This is a genomic window from Blastococcus sp. TF02-09 (genome assembly GCF_003319105.1).
Taxonomy (GTDB): domain Bacteria; phylum Actinomycetota; class Actinomycetes; order Mycobacteriales; family Geodermatophilaceae; genus Blastococcus.
Genome location: NZ_QOHH01000001.1, coordinates 232183 through 247996, shown reverse-complemented (window position 1 = coordinate 247996; position 15814 = coordinate 232183). Strand labels below are relative to the sequence as shown.

Sequence of the window (15814 nt, the reverse complement as noted above, 5' to 3'; positions counted from 1 at the left end):
AGGCCGCTCAGCCCACCGGGGCCGGTGCCGGCAGGTCGACCAGCTCGGCCAGCCGGGCGCGGTGCGCGGCCGGGGTGCCGAGCGCGATCTGGTCGGCCTTGGCCCGCTTCAGGTACAGGTGGGCGGGGTGCTCCCAGGTCATGCCGATCCCGCCGTGGAGCTGGACGGCCTCCTCGGCCGCCTTCACCGCGACGTCGGAGCAGAACGACTGCGCCACCGCCGTCGACACCTCGGCGTCGGCGTCGCCCTCGGCCGTGGCCGCCGCCGCGTAGCGGGCCGCGGCACCCGCGGACTCGACGGCCGCGTACAGATCGGCCAGCCGGTGCTTGATCGCCTGGTAGCCGCCGACGACGCGGCCGAACTGACGACGGTCCTTGAGGTAGGCGATCGTCGTGGTGAGGCACCACTGGGCGACGCCGTACTGCTCGGAGGTGAGCAACGCCGCACCGACCTCGAGCGCCCGGGCCACCGCGTCCCCGCCCTGCGGAGCCCCGATCAGCTCCTGCCCCGCGGTGCCCTCGAGGGTCACGTCGGCGACCTGGCGGGTCATGTCGAGGGAGACCACCGGCTCGACCTGCGCGTCCGCGGCCGGCACGGAGTACACGGCGGTGCCCGCGGCGGTGCCGACCGGCACCAGCAGGACGTCGGCCTCCAGCGCACCGGCGACGCTGCGCGCGCTGCCGGTGAGCCGCCCGTCGGCGTCCACGGCGAAGCCCGGCACCTCGTCCCCGGGCCCGGTGGACAGCGGGAGCACCAGCGCGGCGGTCCGCTCGCCGGCGGCCAGCCCGGCCAGCAGCTCGTCGGCCGCCCCACCCTGCTCGGCGGCGAGCAGCACGGTCGTGGCGACGACGCTGCTGGTGAAGAAGGGCACGGGGGCGACCGACCGGCCCAGCTCCTCGAGCACCACGGCGACCTCCCGGGCCGAGGCGCCGGCACCGCCGCGCTCCTCGGGGATCAGCAGGCCGGCCAGGCCCAGGTCGCCGGCGATCGCCCGCCACAGCGGGTCCACCACGGAGCGGTCGCCGTCGTAGAGCGCGGCCACCGTCGCGGGCTCGCTGCGCGCGGCGACCAGGTCGCGGACGCTGCTGCGCAGGTCGTCCTCGACGTCGGTGTAGAGCAGGTCGAGGTCGCTCATCGGGGCAGGTCCTTCCAGGCGATACCGGTGTCCACGCGCGGCTCGGAGGGCAGTCCGAGCACCCGCTCGGCGATGACGTTGCGCAGGATCTCCGAGGTGCCGCCCTCGATGGAGTTGCCCTTGGCGCGCAGGTAGCGGTAGACCGCGTCGCGGCCGGTGAAGTCCACGTGCTGCGGGCGCTTCATGGTCCAGTCCCCGGCCCGCAGGCCGTCCTCGCCGAGCAGCTCGAGCTCCATCCCGCTGGCCTCCTGGGCGATGCGGGCGAAGGTCAGCTTCATGGCCGAGCCCTCGGGGCCCGGCTCACCGGCGGCGAGCTTCTGCCGCAGCCGCTGCCCGGTCATCCGGGCCACCTCGTTGTCCACCCAGAGCCGCAGCAGCTTGTCGTGCTGGCCGACGCCGCGCCGCTCGGGGTGCTCGCGCCAGCTCTTCGCCAGCACGCCGACCATGCCGCTCTCCCGGCCGCCGGCCCCGCCGCCGATGGCCACCCGCTCGTTGTTGAGCGTGGCCGTGGCGACCTTCCAGCCCTGGCCCTCGTCGCCGAGGCGCTGGCTGTCGGGGATGTGCACGTCGGTCAGGAAGACCTCGTTGAACTCGGCCTCGCCGGTGATCTGCCGCAGCGGCCGGACGTCGACGCCGGGGGCGTCCATGTTGCAGAGGAAGTAGCTGAGCCCCGCGTGCTTGGGCACCTCCGGGTTGGTGCGGGCGACCAGGATCGCCATCTGCGCCTTGTGCGCGCTCGACGTCCACACCTTCTGGCCGTTGACGACCCAGTCGCCGCCCTCCCGCACCGCCCGGGTGCTGACCGCGGCGAGGTCGGAGCCGGCACCGGGCTCGCTGAACAGCTGGCACCACACCCGCTCACCGGTCCACAGCGGGCGCAGGAACTTCTTCTTCTGCTCCTCGGTGCCGAAGGCCAGGATCGTCGGCGCGGCCATGCCCAGGCCGATGCCGTTGCCGCGCGGGTTGTTGTCGGGCGCACCCGCGGCGGCGAACTGGGCGTCCACCTGGCCCTGGAGGGCCCGGGGCAGGCCGAGGCCGCCGTGGCCCTCCGGGAAGTTCACCCACGCCAGGCCCGCGTCGAACCGGGCGCGGAGGAACTCCAGCCGGTCCATGGTCGTGTGGTCGTGCTCGGCGAGGAAGTCGGCGACCCGCTGGCGCAGGTCCTCCCCCACGGTTCGGGCGTCGGTCGTCGTCACGGTCGGGCTCCAGTCGGATCGGTGCATTGGGGTTGGGTCGGGGCCGTCACGGCTGCGCGGGCACCCGGTCGGCCAGCAGTTGGGAGCGCCGGACCTTGCCGGCGTCGTCGCGCAGCGGCTCGCGCACCAGCTCGAACGTGCGCGGCTGCTTGTAGCGGACCAGCCGCTCGGCCAGGTGGTGGCGCAGGTCGTCGAGGTCGACGTCGTCCCGGCCTGGGGCGGGCTGGACGATCGCGTGCACGACCTGGCCGAGGTCGGGGTCCGGCAGCCCGATGACCGCGCTGGAGGCCACCTGCGGGTGCTCGTCGAGCGCGGCCTCCACCTCCGCCGGGTACACGTTCGAGCCGCCGACCAGGATCATGTCGGTGCGCCGGTCGGCCAGGTAGAGGTAGCCGTCCTCGTCCATCCAGCCGATGTCGCCGAGGGACTCCCAGTCGCCGCGGGTGCGCGCCTCGGCGCCGATGTAGCGGTAGGAGGGCGCCTGCCCCTCGCCGCGGCGGAGGTAGACCTCGCCGACCGTCCCGGCGGGTAGCTGCTCGCCGTCGGGGCCGAGGATCGTCATCTCGCCGTAGAGGACCTTGCCGACCGAACCGCGGTGCTCGAGCCACTCGGTCCCGCTGATGATCGTGCCGGCCTGCGCCTCGGTGCCGGCGTAGAGCTCCATGAGCACCTCGGGGCCGACCCAGTCGATCCAGGCCTCCTTGAGCCACGGCGGGCAGGGGGCGGCCAGGTGCCAGACGGTCTCCAGCGAGGAGAGGTCGTAGGAGGCGCGGACCTCCTCCGGCAGCCGCCAGATGCGGCTCATCATGGCCGGCACGAGGTAGAGCCAGGTCGCGCGGTGCTCGGCCACCAGCGCCAGCACGCCCTCGGCGTCGAAGCGAGGCATGAGCACCATCGTCGAGCCGGAGAGCAGCCCGGCCATGGCGCTGGTGAACGGCCCGTTGTGGTACATCGGGCCGGGCATGAGGACGGTGCCGCCGGGCCGGTGCTTCCACACCATCGCCCCGAACGGCTCGACCACGCCGGCCTGGCCCGAGACGATCAGCTTGGGCCGGCCGGTGCTGCCACCCGAGGCGGGCGCCTTGTAGGCCGGGGAGACGACGGTGGGCAGCGGGCCGTCGTCGTCGGCCTCACCGATCAGCTCGTCGACGTCGGCGATCGGGCGGTCCAGCGGGATGTCGCCCCGGGCGATGACCAGCGGCGGGTTGGCGAGCTCGACGATGCCCTGCAGCTCCAGCGGCGGCATGGCCGCCGAGACCGGCTGCGGCACGGCGCCGGCCTTCCAGCAGGCGATGCAGGCCTCGACGAACTCGACGCTGTTGGGCAGGCCGATGGTGACCAGGTCTCCGAGGACGACGCCGCGCGCGAGCAGGGCGCGGGCGAGCCGGTTGGTGCGGCGGTCCAGCTCGGTCCAGCTGCGCGTGGTGTCCCCGCTGATGACGGCGGGCGCGTCGCCGAGTTCCGCGGCGAGCTGAGCGACCCGCTCGCCGATCGGCGGGGGTTCCTCGACGGGTCCGGCGGCCGGCGCGGTCTCGGTCATCGGCTGCCTCCCCGGAGCGGGCGGGCCGGTGGTGCACCCCGGTCCGCGTGAGCGGGCCCACATCGGCCCGCCGGTTTTCGGACTGTAACGCAGGCCTCATCGGACCCCGGAGGGCTCCGGGCCGGGGAGTTCGTCCCCGGCCCGGAACCCTCGTGGACCGCCGTTACCGGCCGAGCGCGGCCAGCTCGCGCTGCACCTTCTCCTCGTGCTCCCGCTCGTCCTCACGGGCCCGGCGCGGGCTCCACCGGCCGGTCATCACGAAGACGAACGGCAGGAAGAGCGCCTGGCCCGCGATGCAGACCCACCACCAGGTCTGCCACTGCTCGGGGTTGTCGGCCTGCGCCTCCTGCACCTCGGCGCCGTTCTCGCTCAGGTACTCGAGGTCGTCCGCGGGGATGGCGGCGTTCGCCTCCTGGAGGACGGTGGCGTAGGGGATGATCGACTCGAGGTCGGCCTGCACGTCCGGCGCGGCCAGGCTCACGAGCAGCTCCCCGGCCTCCGCCTCGCTCACGCCAAGCCCCTCGGAGATCTGCCCGATCGCCGTCGGGGCCACGCTGAGGTCGCCCGCCTGGAGCGTCGCCAGGGTGTCCGGGTCGATCTGCTGGACCGCGCCGAGCTGCGGCGCCCGCTCGACGACCGCAGCCGACACCGCGTCGGCCTCGTCGTCGCTCGCACCCTGCTGCCGGGCGACGTCCCCGAGCGCCGTGGACAGCGCGTCGATGTCGGTCGGGTCCTCGCTGAGCGCGGCCGACGCCTCCGGGTCGATGGCCGACAGGACCGCGACCTCGTCGGGGTGCTCGTCGACGATCTCCTGCACCCGGGTGCCTTTGTCCACCAGCACCGAGGTGGCCGGGACGACGAGGGTGAACACCGCGAGGGAGACGGTGACCACGAGCCGCAGGGTCCAACCCCAGATCGCCAGCCCGGTGGCCGTGGCCGCCGGGTTGTGCCGCTCCACGGTCTCGGTGAAGCTCGCCATCCACGCGACGTAGGCCATGCCGCCGCCCGCGGCGGCCAGCACGAAGTACCGGGCCAGCGTGTAGTAGTCGACGTCGGGATCGGTGGCCGCCAGGGCGAACAGGACGCTGCCGGCGATGCTGATCAGCCCGCCGACGATCATGAACGGCTTGCGCACCCGGAACCGGTCGGTGAGCACACCGGTCACGACCAGGGCGATCGCGTTGGTGATCCAGTACCAGTTGGCGAGCGCGTTGCCGCGCGCCTCGGAGTAGCCGTAGACGGTCGCGAAGTAGACGACCGCGAAGCCGACGAGGATGTAGTACAGGAGCAGGAAGACACTGACCGCGAACGCCGAGCCCAGGACGTCGAAGCGCAGCATCTGCTTCCAGTGGCCCTTGAGCGCCTGCTCGGGGTCGATCCCGGCGGCGCGGGCCTCGATCAGCGCCCGGTCGCGCATGCTGACCATCAGCTGGTCGCGCAGGGCCGGCGAGAGCTCCCGCAGGCCGAGGAACGCGATGACGAAGACGACCAGGCCGGCGATGCCGCAGACGTAGAACTGGAACCGCCAGTCGGGGTGGCTGTCCAGGGTGCTGCTGGACACCGAGGTGACCACGAGGCTGCCGAGCACCGGGCCGAGGGTCCAGAAGCCCATCGCGACGCCGCGGCCCACCTGGGGCGAGAAGTCACGGATCAGCGCCGGCGTCGCGACCAGGACGACGCCCTCGACGAAGCTCAGCAGCGCGAACAGCACGGTGAAGACGGTCTTGTTCGGCGCGTGCGGGAGGCCGAACAGGATGATCGCGCCGGTGATCAGCAGCCCGTAGACGACCAGGTTCGCCCGGCCCCAGCGGTCGGCCAGGCCGGCGAACAGCGAGGCGAAGGCGCCGATCAGGTTGCCGAGCACCGAGACGAACACGTAGCCGGTGAACGAGAAGTTGAAGTCGGTGATGATCTGCGTCGCCACCGCGCCCTGGATGTAGAGCTCGTAGTAGAGGACCACCGTGGCGAGCACGGTGATGGCCAGGTAGAGCGAGCGGGGCCCGTTCTCCGGATAGCTGGACAGCTGGCGGCGCCAGATGGAGGCCTTGCCGCCTGCCTCCGGTGCCGGGCCGCCGTCGCGCGGCGGTGCGGTCGTGGTGCTCATGGTCGTCCCTTCCCCGGCTCTCCCGGGCGACTGAGTGGAACGCCCGGTCGCGCACGAGGATCTCGCGGACGACCGGACCGTGTGTGGCAGAGCGCACACCGGTCGGGCAACCTACGCCCGCGAGCTGGGGTTCTCCGATCAGGGGGTCCGGCGCGCCGCCCGAGGTTCTCCGGAGCGGTCCGGGATCGGGGCCGACGGCGGCGCGCCCGGCCCGTCCACGGCGTCGCGCCGCACGCGCGAGCGCCCCTGGAGCCACTCGTCCCAGTCCGCCGAGGGACGCCGGTTCGCCGAGACGGCGGAGAGCACGAGGTAGCCCACGCCGATCACGACCGCGGCGACCAGCAGCACCACGATGCCCTCCCAGCCGAAGAGCGGCGGGACGGTCAGGCTGCCCGGTTCCGGGGTCGCGGGAGGGGTCATGCCACCGAGGGTGACCCCCGGGGAACGCCTGCGGCGAGCGGTGCGGGGACGCCGTCACCCGCCGGAGCGAGGCCGGGCACGGTGGGCGGCGGGCACCCTCCCCGTCCGGGTGATGCCACGCTCCGTGGCCGGGCGTTCACCCGCCGCCGCGCCTAGCGTCGTCCCCGATACCGGTACTGCTGGGAGTGAGTGGAATGACCATCGAGCTGCATGCCGACCGCGACACGGACGGCGACCCCGGTCCCCTCCTGCCCGGGACCGTCGAGCGCACGCGCCCGAACGTGGCCGGCGACCTCGACACGGTGCTGGGGTCCGCGCCGATGTTCCGGCGCGCGGTCGCCGGCTACGACCGGTTCGAGGTCCAGTCCTACGTCCAGTGGGCCGAGACCGAGCTGGCCACGGCCGACCGCGAGCGCGAGCACCTGCTGGCCCGCCAGCTGGAGACGCGCGCCGCGCTCGACGAGGCCCGCGAGCTCCTCGGGCACTCCACGGCGGGCGGGGAGTTCCTGCAGGTCTCCCGCAGCATCGGCGCGCTCATGGCCACCGCTGCCGACGAGGCCGACGCCCTGCGCGCCGACGCCGCCGCCGAGCGGCGGGCCGCCGCGCGCGCCGCCGAGCAGACCATCGCCACGGCCCGGCTGACGGCGGCCGACACGGCGGCCCAGGCCGAGCGGACGCTGACCGAGGCCCGCGACGCCGCGGCCACCCTGCTCGAGGAGGCGCGGCGGAGCCGGGCCGAGGCCGAGGCCACCGGTGCCCGCGCCCGGGCCGAGGCGGAGCAGCGGCTCGCTGACGTGGCCGCGCTCGAGCGGCGCGCCGCCGAGGAGGCCGGCCGGGTCCGGGAGCGGGCCGGAGCCGAGGCCGCGGCCGTTCTGGTGCACGCCCGTCAGGAGGTCGTCGCCCTGCTCGCCGCCGGGCGCGAGGAGCGCCGTCGGGCCGACGAGGCCGCGGCCGACGTGCGGACCCGGCTCGACGACGACGCCGCCACCCGCCGCGCGGCACTGCTCACCGAGCTGGACGTCCTGGCCGCGGAGGTGGCCGAGCTCCAGCAGCGGCGGGCCGACCTGCGCGCGCACGCCGACCACCTGGCGAACGCCGTCGCCGTCGCGCACGCCCGCCGGGCCGGACGGCGCCTGCTCGCCCCGCTGCGCCTCGCCGGACCACGACGCATGCCCTGAACGCGGTGCCTCTCCCGGGGTGTCTGTGACGCGTCCGGGAGAGTAGAAAGGACGGCGACGCGCCGGCACCGGAGGGGAACGATGTCCGAGTCGCACGACGCCGCCGGGCGGGCCGCCGAGCGCGCCCGGTCCGCGGGCCGGCGGGCCCAGGAGCTGGGCCAGCGGCTGACCCGGCTGGCCTCGGGGCAGGGATCGGACGCCGTCGACCTCGAGGTGGCGGAGGAGCACGCCGAGCAGGCCGCCGACCACGCCCGCGCGTCGCGGGAGAGTTCGCGCTCCGGCCACGAGCGGGCGGCGCGCACCCACGAGCGCACCGCCGAGGTGCACGAGCGCGCCGCACAGGCCGACCCCGCGCACGCCGAGGCCCACCGCAGGTCTGCCTGGGAGCACCGGGCGGCCGCGGCGATCGACCGGGCCCAGGCGCGCGCCGATGCGGACGGAGAACGACCATGACCGGCTCCCCCGAACCCGCGCCGCTGCCCCGCCCCGCACGGGACCGCCGCGCCCGGCTCACCGCGCCGGCGCAGGACACGGGTCCGGCGGCCAAGGCCCTGGCCGAGCTCGCCGAGCTGGAGGTCGCGCACGAGGAGCTGCACGTCGTCGAGGAGGAGCTGCGCGTCCAGCAGGAGCAGGTCAACCAGCTGCTCGCCCGGTACGAGTCCGAGCGCCGGTGGCGCGGCCAGCTGTCCGCCCTGGTCCCCGTCGGACTGGCCGCCACCGACGGCAACGGCAAGCTCCTGGAGGCCAACCCGGCGATCGCCCGCCTGCTGGGGGTGGGGTTGCACCGGCTGCCGGGCAAGCCGCTCACGCTGTTCGTCGACCGCGAGCACGTCGCCGAGGTGCGCGAGTCGCTGCGGGCCCTCGGCAGCGGTCAGGCGACCGACCGCCGCACGATGGTCACCGTCCGCCCGCGGAGCGGCGCGGAGCTGCGCGCCGAGCTCTTCGGCTTCGCCGACACCGTGGCCCCCCGGTCGGCCGACGCCCGCGTCCAGTGGGTGCTGGTGCAGGAGGACAGCGCTACGGCGGCCGCCTCCGACCCCGGCCCCCGCGAGGCGGACGACGCCGGCCCCCCGGACGTGCTGGGGCTGGCGACCTCGTTCGCGCAGCTCACGGCCCTGCCGGTCCAGGAGGAGGACCGGCAGCGGATGCTCCGCCGCATGGCGACCCTCGTGCAGAGCGCCGTCCCCGCCGCCTCCTGGGTGAGCATCACCCTGGGCTCGCCGCTGAACCCTCAGCGCCTCGGTGCCGACTCCCCGGAGGCCCTGGGGTTCGACGGGTTGCAGGTCCAGGCGGAGGAGGGCCCCTGCTGGGAGGCGCACCGGTCGGTGAGCGTGGTCATCGCCGACGACGTCAGGACCGACGACCGGTGGCCGGCGCTCGCCCGCATCGCGGAGCGGTCCGACGTGCGCAGCGTGCTGGCCGTCCCGGTGCAGGACGACGAGCAGAGCTCCGGGGTGCTCAACATCTACTCGCGCGAGCCGGCCGCCTTCGGCTCGGCCAACCGGCGCATCGGCGAGCTGGCCGCGGCGGCGGTCGCCGGCGTCCTGCAGAACGTGGCCGAACGCGAGGCGCTGCGCGACCTCGCCACCAACCTGGAGCGCGCCCTGACCTCCCGGGCCGTCATCGACCAGGCCAAGGGCGTCATCATGGCCAGGATCGGGGTCGACGCCGAGGAGGCATTCGCCCGGCTGGTGGCCCTCAGCTCACGGCTCAACGTGAAGCTGCGCGACCTCGCCCGGCTCATCGTCGAAGGCGAGGGCGAGGCGGTCATCACGGCGCTGACCTGAGCCGCGGACCCCTCGGCCCGGCCCGTCAGTCCCCGGACGGGTCCATCAGCAGCACGGCGCCGATCGAGCCGTCCGGCGCGCCCGTGAAGGCGCTCGCGGTGACGCGCACGCGCAGCGGGCGCCCCCGCCGGTTGACCGCGGCCAGCTCCACGCTCTCGTGGGTCACGGGCTCCCCCGCGACGAGGCGCTGCAGCGTCGTCCTCAGCTCGGCGACCGGGAGGCCGATGTCCAGGGCCAGGAGCTCCTGTCCGCGGGCCTCGTCCTCGCGGACGCCCCAGAGCTCCTCGGCGGCGCTGTTCCACGCGAGCACGCGGAGCGCGGTGTCCACGACCACGACACCGGCCCGGAAGCTGCCCAGGACGCCGGACATGAAGTGGTTGAGCGCGGCGACCTCGCCGGCGGTGGTGCGGAGCTCCTCGTTGGTGGCGTGGAGCTCGTCGTTCATCGACTGCAGCTCCTCGTTCATCGTCTCGAGCTCCTCGTTCGTGGACTGGAGCTCCTCGTTCGTGGTCTCCAGCTCCTCGACCGTCGACTGGAGCTCCTCGTTGGTGGTCTCGAGCTCCTCGTTCGTGGACTGCAGCTCCTCGTACGCCGTCTCCAGCTGGCGGTTGGAGAACTCGAGCTCGGCCTGCAGCCGGCGGTACTGGGTCACGTCGTCGAAGACGACGGTGGTGCCCAGCAGCGACCCCTCCTCCCGGAACAGCGGGGTCAGCTGGATGTCGTAGATCGTGGTGTCGTGCCCGGGGCGGCGACGCTCCACGGCGCGCAGCCACACCGGCCGGCGCTGCTCGATCGCCTCCGCGATCGAGGCGCGCAGTTCCGTCGGCCGGTAGGAGATCTCCAGGTCCTGGAACGGACGGCCGACGTCCCGCTGGGAGATGCCGAACACCCGGGACGCCTCCCGGTTGACCATCGCCAGCCGGCCGTCGCCGTCGAGGGCCAGCTGCGCCGCGGGGGCGGAGAGCATGGTCTCGCGCCGCAGCAGGGAGAGGTCACCGCTGCTGACCAGCGACGGTTCGCGCGGGGGCACCACGGCGACGGGGCGCTGCTCCTCGGGACGGACCCCCTGCTTGCGGAAGAACCGCCGGGCGAGGTCCACCGGCGTGAACAGTTGGGGGTGCGACAGCAGCATCTCGGCCTTGCCCAGGAACAGCAGGCCCGACGGGTTGAGCGCGAAGTGCAGCCGCCCCAGGATGCGGCTCTGCGTCTCGGCGTTGAAGTACATGAGCGTGTTGCGGCACAGCAGCAGGTCGACGTGCGAGATCGGGGCGTCCTGCACGAGGTCGTTGCGCCCGAAGATGACCGAGCGGCGCAGGTCCTTGCGGAACGCGTAGCGCCCGTTCTCCGGCTGGAAGTACTCCTCCACCTGCTCAGGGGTGAGCCCCGCCAGCTCCCGCTCGGAGTAGACGGCCTGGCGGGCCTGCGTCAGGGCGTCCTCGTCGACGTCGGTGGCGTAGATCTTGACCCGCTGCCGGAACTCCTCGGCGCCGAGCGCCTCCGCCAGCATGATCGCCAGGCTGTAGGCCTCCTGCCCGCCGGCCGAGCCCGCGCTCCACGCCCGGATCGTCGGCCCGGCCGCGGCGAGGATCTGCGGCAGCAGGTGCTCGCGCAGGTGGTCCCAGGACGGCCGGTCGCGGAAGAAGCTGGTCACGTTGATCAGCACGGTGTTGAACAGCGGGGTGAACTCCTCGGGGTGGACCTCGAGGAAGTCCTGGTAGTCGGCGATCGAGGCGACGCCGACCTCGGCCATGCGCCGCCGGACCCGGCGGACCAGGCTCGGCCGCTTGTACCCGGTGAAGTCGAAGCCCCGCTGCTCGCGCAGGTAGACCAGCAGCGACTCGAACTCGGGGTCGCGCCCGGCGATCGCGTCGTCGACGGTGCCGCCCTCGTCGTCGGTGTCCGCAGTGTCGAGCACGTCCTGCTCCGGGGGGACGGCGTCGGGCGGGGCGCCGTCGCCCGGGCGCTGCTCGGTGGTCATCGGTTCAGGCCTCCCCGACCTCGGTGGACGGCGCGTCGGCGTCCCGGTAGCCGCGCTGCAGGAGAGCGCGGATCAGCAGGGCCGCCTCCTGTGCTTCGTCGTGCCGTTGGCGGAACGACTCGGCGCTGTGCGCGTGCCCGCGCCGCGCGGCCCGCTCCCCCATGCGCAGGCTCAGCGCGGCGCGCTCCTCGAGTCCCCGGAGCGCCATCCACAGCGCCCCTTCCAGCGCCTCGGACTGCTCGGCGGCCAGCGCTTCCGGCGACCAGGCGTGGCCCACCCGGCAGCGGTAGCGCTCCATCCCGCCTTCGGAGATGGTGAACAGACTTCCGTGGCACGACGGGCAGCCGAACCCCGACGGCGTGCCCGGCCGCTCCGAGCGGTTGAGGGCGTCCGCGTCCAGGTCGGCCAGCGCCGTCTCCACCGCCATGAGCTCGCTGGGCTCCGGCGCTCCGGCCATGTCGACCTCCTCGGTGACCAGTTCGGTGAGCAGGGTCGCCATCTTCGCCACCGGCACGGAATGGTCGGCGCCGCCCACCACGAGCGCCTGCGTGGGCATGCTCCCGTAGATGGCGTCCTCGGGGTCCTGGGCCACGCCCACCCCGCCGCGCGCCCGGACCGCGACCATCCCCGCCGTGCCGTCGTCCAGGGCGCCGGAGAGCACCACCGCCACCACCCGCGGCCCGGCGGCACGCGCGGCGCTGCGGAACAGCACGTCCACCGCGGGGCGGTGGCCGTTCTCCCGGGGGCCGTGACTGAGCACCAAATGATCCCCCGCGAGCATCAGGTGGTGGTCGGGCACGCCCACCGTCACCGTGCCCGGGCGCAGCGGGGCGCCGTGCTCGGCCGCGGCCACGGGCAGCGCGCAGACCCGTTCCAGGATCGACGGCAGCGCACTGTGCGCGCTCGGAGGCATGTGCAGCACGACGAGCACGGCGGCCGGGAAGTCCGGCGGCAGGTCCCCCAGTAGCGTCCGCAGCGCCTCCACGCCTCCTGCGGAGGCGCCCATCACCACCACGTCCCGTCGCGCCATCACTGCGCCTCCGTCCGGTGCGAGGTGGTCGTCCGGCCCGGTGCCGGAACCCGACGACGCCCCCCCCCCCTGAACGCTAGCGCCTACCGACCGGCACGCACCCACTCGCCGCTACCGACTACCGGACGGGCGCGCCAGGCCGAGCCGTCACAGCCGCCACCACCGCGGCGTACGCGCCGTCGGCCGCCGCTCGGAGCTCGGCGTCCGTCCGGTCCTGGACCGGGTGCGGCACCAGCACGAACGGGGCGGGGAAGCCGAGCGCTGCGCCCTGCAGCCGCGCGGCGTCGGCGAACACCTCGCTGGCGAGGAAGACCCCCACCACGCCGCGGCGCTCGAGGTCGGCGATGTCGTGCACACTGCACGACGTGCACGAGCCCTAATCGGCGAGCGCCTCGATGACCACCTCGCACTGCTCGGCGATCTCGTGCCGCAGGTCCACCGGCGCGGTCCGGGTGAAGGTGGGCTTGCGGTAGCGCCGCACCACCACGCCGTCGGCGGCCAGCAGCTCCGCCAGCCGGTCGAGGACGACGTCGCCGCGCGGCTTGCTGATGTCGAGCAGGCCCACGGTCCGGCCGCGCAGGGACGCCGGGCGCGGGAGCAGGTCCCGCGCCGCTGCCTGCTGCTCGCCGGTCGGGTCCAGGACGGTTCTCATGCGCGTACCTCTCTGGTCACCGGGGAGCTCCCGGTCGGGCCGGACACCCAGCCGCCGACGACGGCGCTGAAGAGGCCGGCGTCGCCGCCGGCGTGCACGACGAGCAGCCCGCCAGAGCGGAACTTCGGCAGCTGCCGGCCGGCGAGCGCCTCGGGCACGCCCTCGGTGATGCCGCCCGCGCCCCGGAGCAGCTCGTCGGCGTCCAGGAGGAGCAGGGCCTCGAGCTCGGCGACCAGCCGGGCGCGGTCCCAGCCGGCCTCGCGGAAGACCCGCCCGTGCTCCGGGGACACGACGAGCACCGCGTCGAACGACAGCGGCAGCTTCGGGTGCCCGTTGACCCGCAGGCAGGCAGCGAACGAGCGCGCCAGCGACTCGGGCGTCCGGCTCAGCTGGTCGACGACCGGCTGCACGCCGGAGCCCGCGAACAGGGTGACGGCGTTCCCGGGGACGCCGCGGTCGGCGGCCAGCGGCGCGAACGGGCTGCCCTCCTCGCGCTCGGCGAAGCAGAAGGTCAGCTTGCCGGGGTTGCCGAGCGTCGCGCGGTCGATCTGACCGGGCCTTCCCCCGCCGACGTTGCGGACGACGAGCTGCAGCGCGCGCCCGATGGTGGCGTTGGCGCGGTTGCCCTGCCCCAGGGCGTTGACGCCGCTGTTCATGCCGATCCGGCGGGCCACGGGACCGTTGACGACGATCATCGGGCCGGAGAAGTACGTCGTCGCCAGCAGTCCGTGCAGGGCGAACTCCTCGGTGCACGCCGCCTCGAGCGCCGCGAGCACGACGGGCAGGTGCTCGGGCAGGCAGCCGGCCATCACGGCGTTGACGGCCACCTTCTCGACGGTGCACTCGACGAGGTCCGGTGGCACGACCGCGACGACCTCGTCCGGGGCGCGGGTGGTGCCGCGCAGCATGCGCAGCACCCGCTCCGGGGTCGGCGGGACGACGGGCAGGCCGTCGGTCCAGCCGCGGTCGAATATGGCCTCGTGCTCGTCCTCGAGGTCGGCGAGCTCGACGCGGTGGCTGCCGAGGCCGCTGCCGCCGAAGCGCGCCTCGAGGGCGTCGATGCGGAACGGGTCGACCGACAGCGAGCCGCAGCCCGGGCGGTGCTCCGGGAGGTCCGCACCGAGGCATTCGACCTTCGTGAGGTCCTCCCACTGTTCGCGGCTCCAGCCGACGACGCGGGCGGTCTCCTCGCCGTCCTCGACGCGGATCAGCGTCGGCACGGTCTCGATGCCGAGCCGGTAGGACAGCTCCAGCTCGGTGTCGTCGTGGTCGAACCAGCCGGCGTCGTCCTGGCACCAGACCTCGGCGCCGAGCTCGCGGAGCACCGGCTCGACGAGCACGCAGGTCGGGCACTCGCGCTTCACCACGGCCACGAGACCGTCGGGGAGCCGCATCGCCGGACCGTAGCGCACGCGCGTGCTCTAGTGGCAGGTGCGGATGGCCGTCAAGGGCTGCTTCTCGTCTGTGTATAGGCCGCTGACCTGCGGATTCGTCTGGTGTCGGGCGCCTCAGGGCGGTACTATTCGTACATGTGTTCGACCGGCTGCGTGACTCCGACGGCGTGCCTCGCCGGTGCGCTGTCGGCGCTGGCCGGTCAGGACCTCAAGGGGTCGTTCGGGCCGGCGGTGATCGAGCGCGCCGGCGCGCTGGTGATCGCGAAGAACCGGCTGGACGCCGAGCTGGCCCGCACGGTGCGTGAGGGTGAGCTGACCCAGGCCTGCGAGCACGACGGCAAGGCCACGATGGCGTCCTGGCTGCGCGGGCACCACCGGTTGTCGAAGGCCGAGGCGGCGCGGCTGGTGCGCAACGGCCGCACGCTGGAGCAGTTGCCGGTGCTGGCTGCCGCGGCGGCGGTGGGTGCGGTGACGGCGGAGGCGGTCGGGGTGATCGCGCCGGTGGTGTCGGAGGTGAACCTGGCCCGCGCCGCGGCCCAGGGCGTGGACGTGGGCGAGATCGACGCGGCGCTGACCGAGGCCGCCGTCACGGCCTCGCACGCCGATCTGCGCGAGGCCGTCGGTCACTATCTGGCCCGGCTGGACCCTGACGGCACCGAACCGGACCCCACCGAGCAGCGGTCGTTGTTCTTCACCAAGAACGGCGACGGGACGGTGTCCTTCCACGGCACCCTCGATGCTGTGGGCGGGGAGAAGTTCCAGGCCGCCGTCGAGTCCCACGTGCAGGCCGACCGGCCCGCCGGGGACACCCGCACCCGCGCCCAGCAGGCCGGCGACGCCCTCGTCCAGCTCTGCGACAACGCCCTGGCGTCGGGGAACCTGCCGACGCTGCGTGGGCACAAGCCGCACGTGGTCGTGACGATCAACCTCGACGACCTGATGGACACCTCGACCGGCGCCGGGGCCGGCCGCACCGGGTTCGGCGGGATCATCTCCGCCGCCCGGGCCCGCTGGCTGGCCTGCGACGGCAACGTCACCCGCGTCGTCATGGGGCCAGAAGGCCAGCCCCTGGACTTCGGCCGGACCAAGCGGATCGTCCCACCGCACCTGCGCCGCGCCGTCGAGGTGCGCGACCGGTCCTGCGTGTTCGCCGGCTGCGATGCGCCCACCCACTGGTGCGACGTTCACCATGTGGCCGAATGGCTGCTGGACGAGGGGCCGACCAACCTGGAGAACTCGGCGCTGCTGTGCGAACGGCACCACACCAAGGTTCACCACGGGTTCCGGGTCGAACGACAACCCGACGGCCGATGGCGCACCTGGCGCCCCGACGGCACCGAGATCGTCCTCCCCGAACCGTTCCTCGTCTCCGCCTGACCGCACGCTGACCGTCGCGGTCA

Annotated in this window: 12 protein-coding genes and 1 pseudogene; 4 read left to right on the top strand and 9 right to left on the bottom strand. The window is 74.1% G+C overall.

The window, feature by feature from the left end:
* Positions 1 to 7: 7 nt before the first annotated feature.
* From DQ239_RS01165 to DQ239_RS01145, 5 genes are all read right to left on the bottom strand, one after another.
* Positions 8 to 1135 carry an acyl-CoA dehydrogenase family protein gene (locus tag DQ239_RS01165; protein ID WP_113832432.1) on the bottom strand — a complete coding sequence of 376 codons (1128 nt, stop codon included), beginning with the start codon at positions 1133 to 1135 and terminating at the stop codon, positions 8 to 10.
* Positions 1132 to 2331, bottom strand: a complete 1200-nt coding sequence (locus DQ239_RS01160; protein WP_233488610.1) for an acyl-CoA dehydrogenase family protein — start codon at positions 2329 to 2331, stop codon at positions 1132 to 1134. The genes DQ239_RS01165 and DQ239_RS01160 overlap by 4 nt, the downstream gene beginning before the upstream one ends.
* A 46-nt stretch (positions 2332 to 2377) precedes the next feature.
* On the bottom strand, positions 2378 to 3871 hold the full coding sequence (locus DQ239_RS01155) for an AMP-binding protein (RefSeq protein ID WP_113832430.1): 1494 nt from the start codon (positions 3869 to 3871) through the stop codon (positions 2378 to 2380).
* Between the two features lie 163 nt (positions 3872 to 4034).
* The gene (locus tag DQ239_RS01150) at positions 4035 to 5975 is read right to left on the bottom strand and encodes an MFS transporter (protein WP_113832429.1); all 1941 of its coding nucleotides are present in this window, start codon (positions 5973 to 5975) and stop codon (positions 4035 to 4037) included.
* A 138-nt stretch (positions 5976 to 6113) separates the two neighbouring features.
* A complete protein-coding gene (locus DQ239_RS01145; protein ID WP_113832428.1) occupies positions 6114 to 6395 on the bottom strand; it encodes a hypothetical protein in 282 nt (93 codons plus the stop codon).
* Positions 6396 to 6589: 194 nt separating this feature from the next.
* Between DQ239_RS01145 and DQ239_RS01140 the strand changes: the two genes are divergently transcribed.
* From DQ239_RS01140 to DQ239_RS01130, 3 genes are all read left to right on the top strand, one after another.
* Entirely contained in the window at positions 6590 to 7573 is a 984-nt protein-coding gene (locus tag DQ239_RS01140; protein ID WP_113832427.1) for a hypothetical protein, read from the top strand.
* 81 nt (positions 7574 to 7654) lie between these two features.
* Positions 7655 to 8026: a hypothetical protein gene (locus DQ239_RS01135; RefSeq protein WP_113832426.1), complete on the top strand. Its 372-nt coding sequence runs from the start codon at positions 7655 to 7657 to the stop codon at positions 8024 to 8026.
* Positions 8023 to 9360, top strand: coding sequence for an ANTAR domain-containing protein (locus DQ239_RS01130; protein WP_113832425.1), 1338 nt, complete (start codon positions 8023 to 8025; stop codon positions 9358 to 9360). Before DQ239_RS01135 ends, DQ239_RS01130 begins: the two co-directional genes overlap by 4 nt.
* A 25-nt stretch (positions 9361 to 9385) precedes the next feature.
* Here the strand turns inward: DQ239_RS01130 and DQ239_RS01125 are convergent, their stop codons facing one another.
* The 4 genes and pseudogenes from DQ239_RS01125 to DQ239_RS01105 all read right to left on the bottom strand — a co-directional run bounded on the left by DQ239_RS01125 (position 9386) and on the right by DQ239_RS01105 (position 14414).
* Positions 9386 to 11338, bottom strand: coding sequence for a CheR family methyltransferase (locus tag DQ239_RS01125; protein WP_113832424.1), 1953 nt, complete (start codon positions 11336 to 11338; stop codon positions 9386 to 9388).
* A gap of 4 nt (positions 11339 to 11342) precedes the next feature.
* The gene (locus DQ239_RS01120; protein ID WP_147251947.1) at positions 11343 to 12368 is read right to left on the bottom strand and encodes a chemotaxis protein CheB; all 1026 of its coding nucleotides are present in this window, start codon (positions 12366 to 12368) and stop codon (positions 11343 to 11345) included.
* A 118-nt stretch (positions 12369 to 12486) separates the two neighbouring features.
* Positions 12487 to 13020 (bottom strand): annotated as a pseudogene (locus DQ239_RS21245) (UGSC family (seleno)protein).
* A complete protein-coding gene (locus tag DQ239_RS01105) occupies positions 13017 to 14414 on the bottom strand; it encodes a thioredoxin family protein (protein ID WP_113832665.1) in 1398 nt (465 codons plus the stop codon). The pseudogene DQ239_RS21245 and the gene DQ239_RS01105 overlap by 4 nt, the downstream one beginning before the upstream one ends.
* 135 nt (positions 14415 to 14549) lie before the next feature.
* Here DQ239_RS01105 and DQ239_RS01100 point away from each other — a divergent pair, with 135 nt between their 5' ends.
* Positions 14550 to 15791 carry an HNH endonuclease signature motif containing protein gene (locus tag DQ239_RS01100; protein WP_113832420.1) on the top strand — a complete coding sequence of 414 codons (1242 nt, stop codon included), beginning with the start codon at positions 14550 to 14552 and terminating at the stop codon, positions 15789 to 15791.
* Positions 15792 to 15814: the final 23 nt, after the last annotated feature.

Coding starts and splice junctions, on each gene's coding strand:
- DQ239_RS01120 (WP_147251947.1), bottom strand. CDS start 12,368: ATGGCGCGACGGGACGTGGTGGTGATGGGCGCCTCCGCAGGAGGCGTG.
- DQ239_RS01165 (WP_113832432.1), bottom strand. CDS start 1,135: ATGAGCGACCTCGACCTGCTCTACACCGACGTCGAGGACGACCTGCGC.
- DQ239_RS01150 (WP_113832429.1), bottom strand. CDS start 5,975: ATGAGCACCACGACCGCACCGCCGCGCGACGGCGGCCCGGCACCGGAG.
- DQ239_RS01145 (WP_113832428.1), bottom strand. CDS start 6,395: ATGACCCCTCCCGCGACCCCGGAACCGGGCAGCCTGACCGTCCCGCCG.
- DQ239_RS01135 (WP_113832426.1), top strand. CDS start 7,655: ATGTCCGAGTCGCACGACGCCGCCGGGCGGGCCGCCGAGCGCGCCCGG.
- DQ239_RS01125 (WP_113832424.1), bottom strand. CDS start 11,338: ATGACCACCGAGCAGCGCCCGGGCGACGGCGCCCCGCCCGACGCCGTC.
- DQ239_RS01155 (WP_113832430.1), bottom strand. CDS start 3,871: ATGACCGAGACCGCGCCGGCCGCCGGACCCGTCGAGGAACCCCCGCCG.
- DQ239_RS01105 (WP_113832665.1), bottom strand. CDS start 14,414: ATGCGGCTCCCCGACGGTCTCGTGGCCGTGGTGAAGCGCGAGTGCCCG.
- DQ239_RS01140 (WP_113832427.1), top strand. CDS start 6,590: ATGACCATCGAGCTGCATGCCGACCGCGACACGGACGGCGACCCCGGT.
- DQ239_RS01100 (WP_113832420.1), top strand. CDS start 14,550: ATGTGTTCGACCGGCTGCGTGACTCCGACGGCGTGCCTCGCCGGTGCG.
- DQ239_RS01130 (WP_113832425.1), top strand. CDS start 8,023: ATGACCGGCTCCCCCGAACCCGCGCCGCTGCCCCGCCCCGCACGGGAC.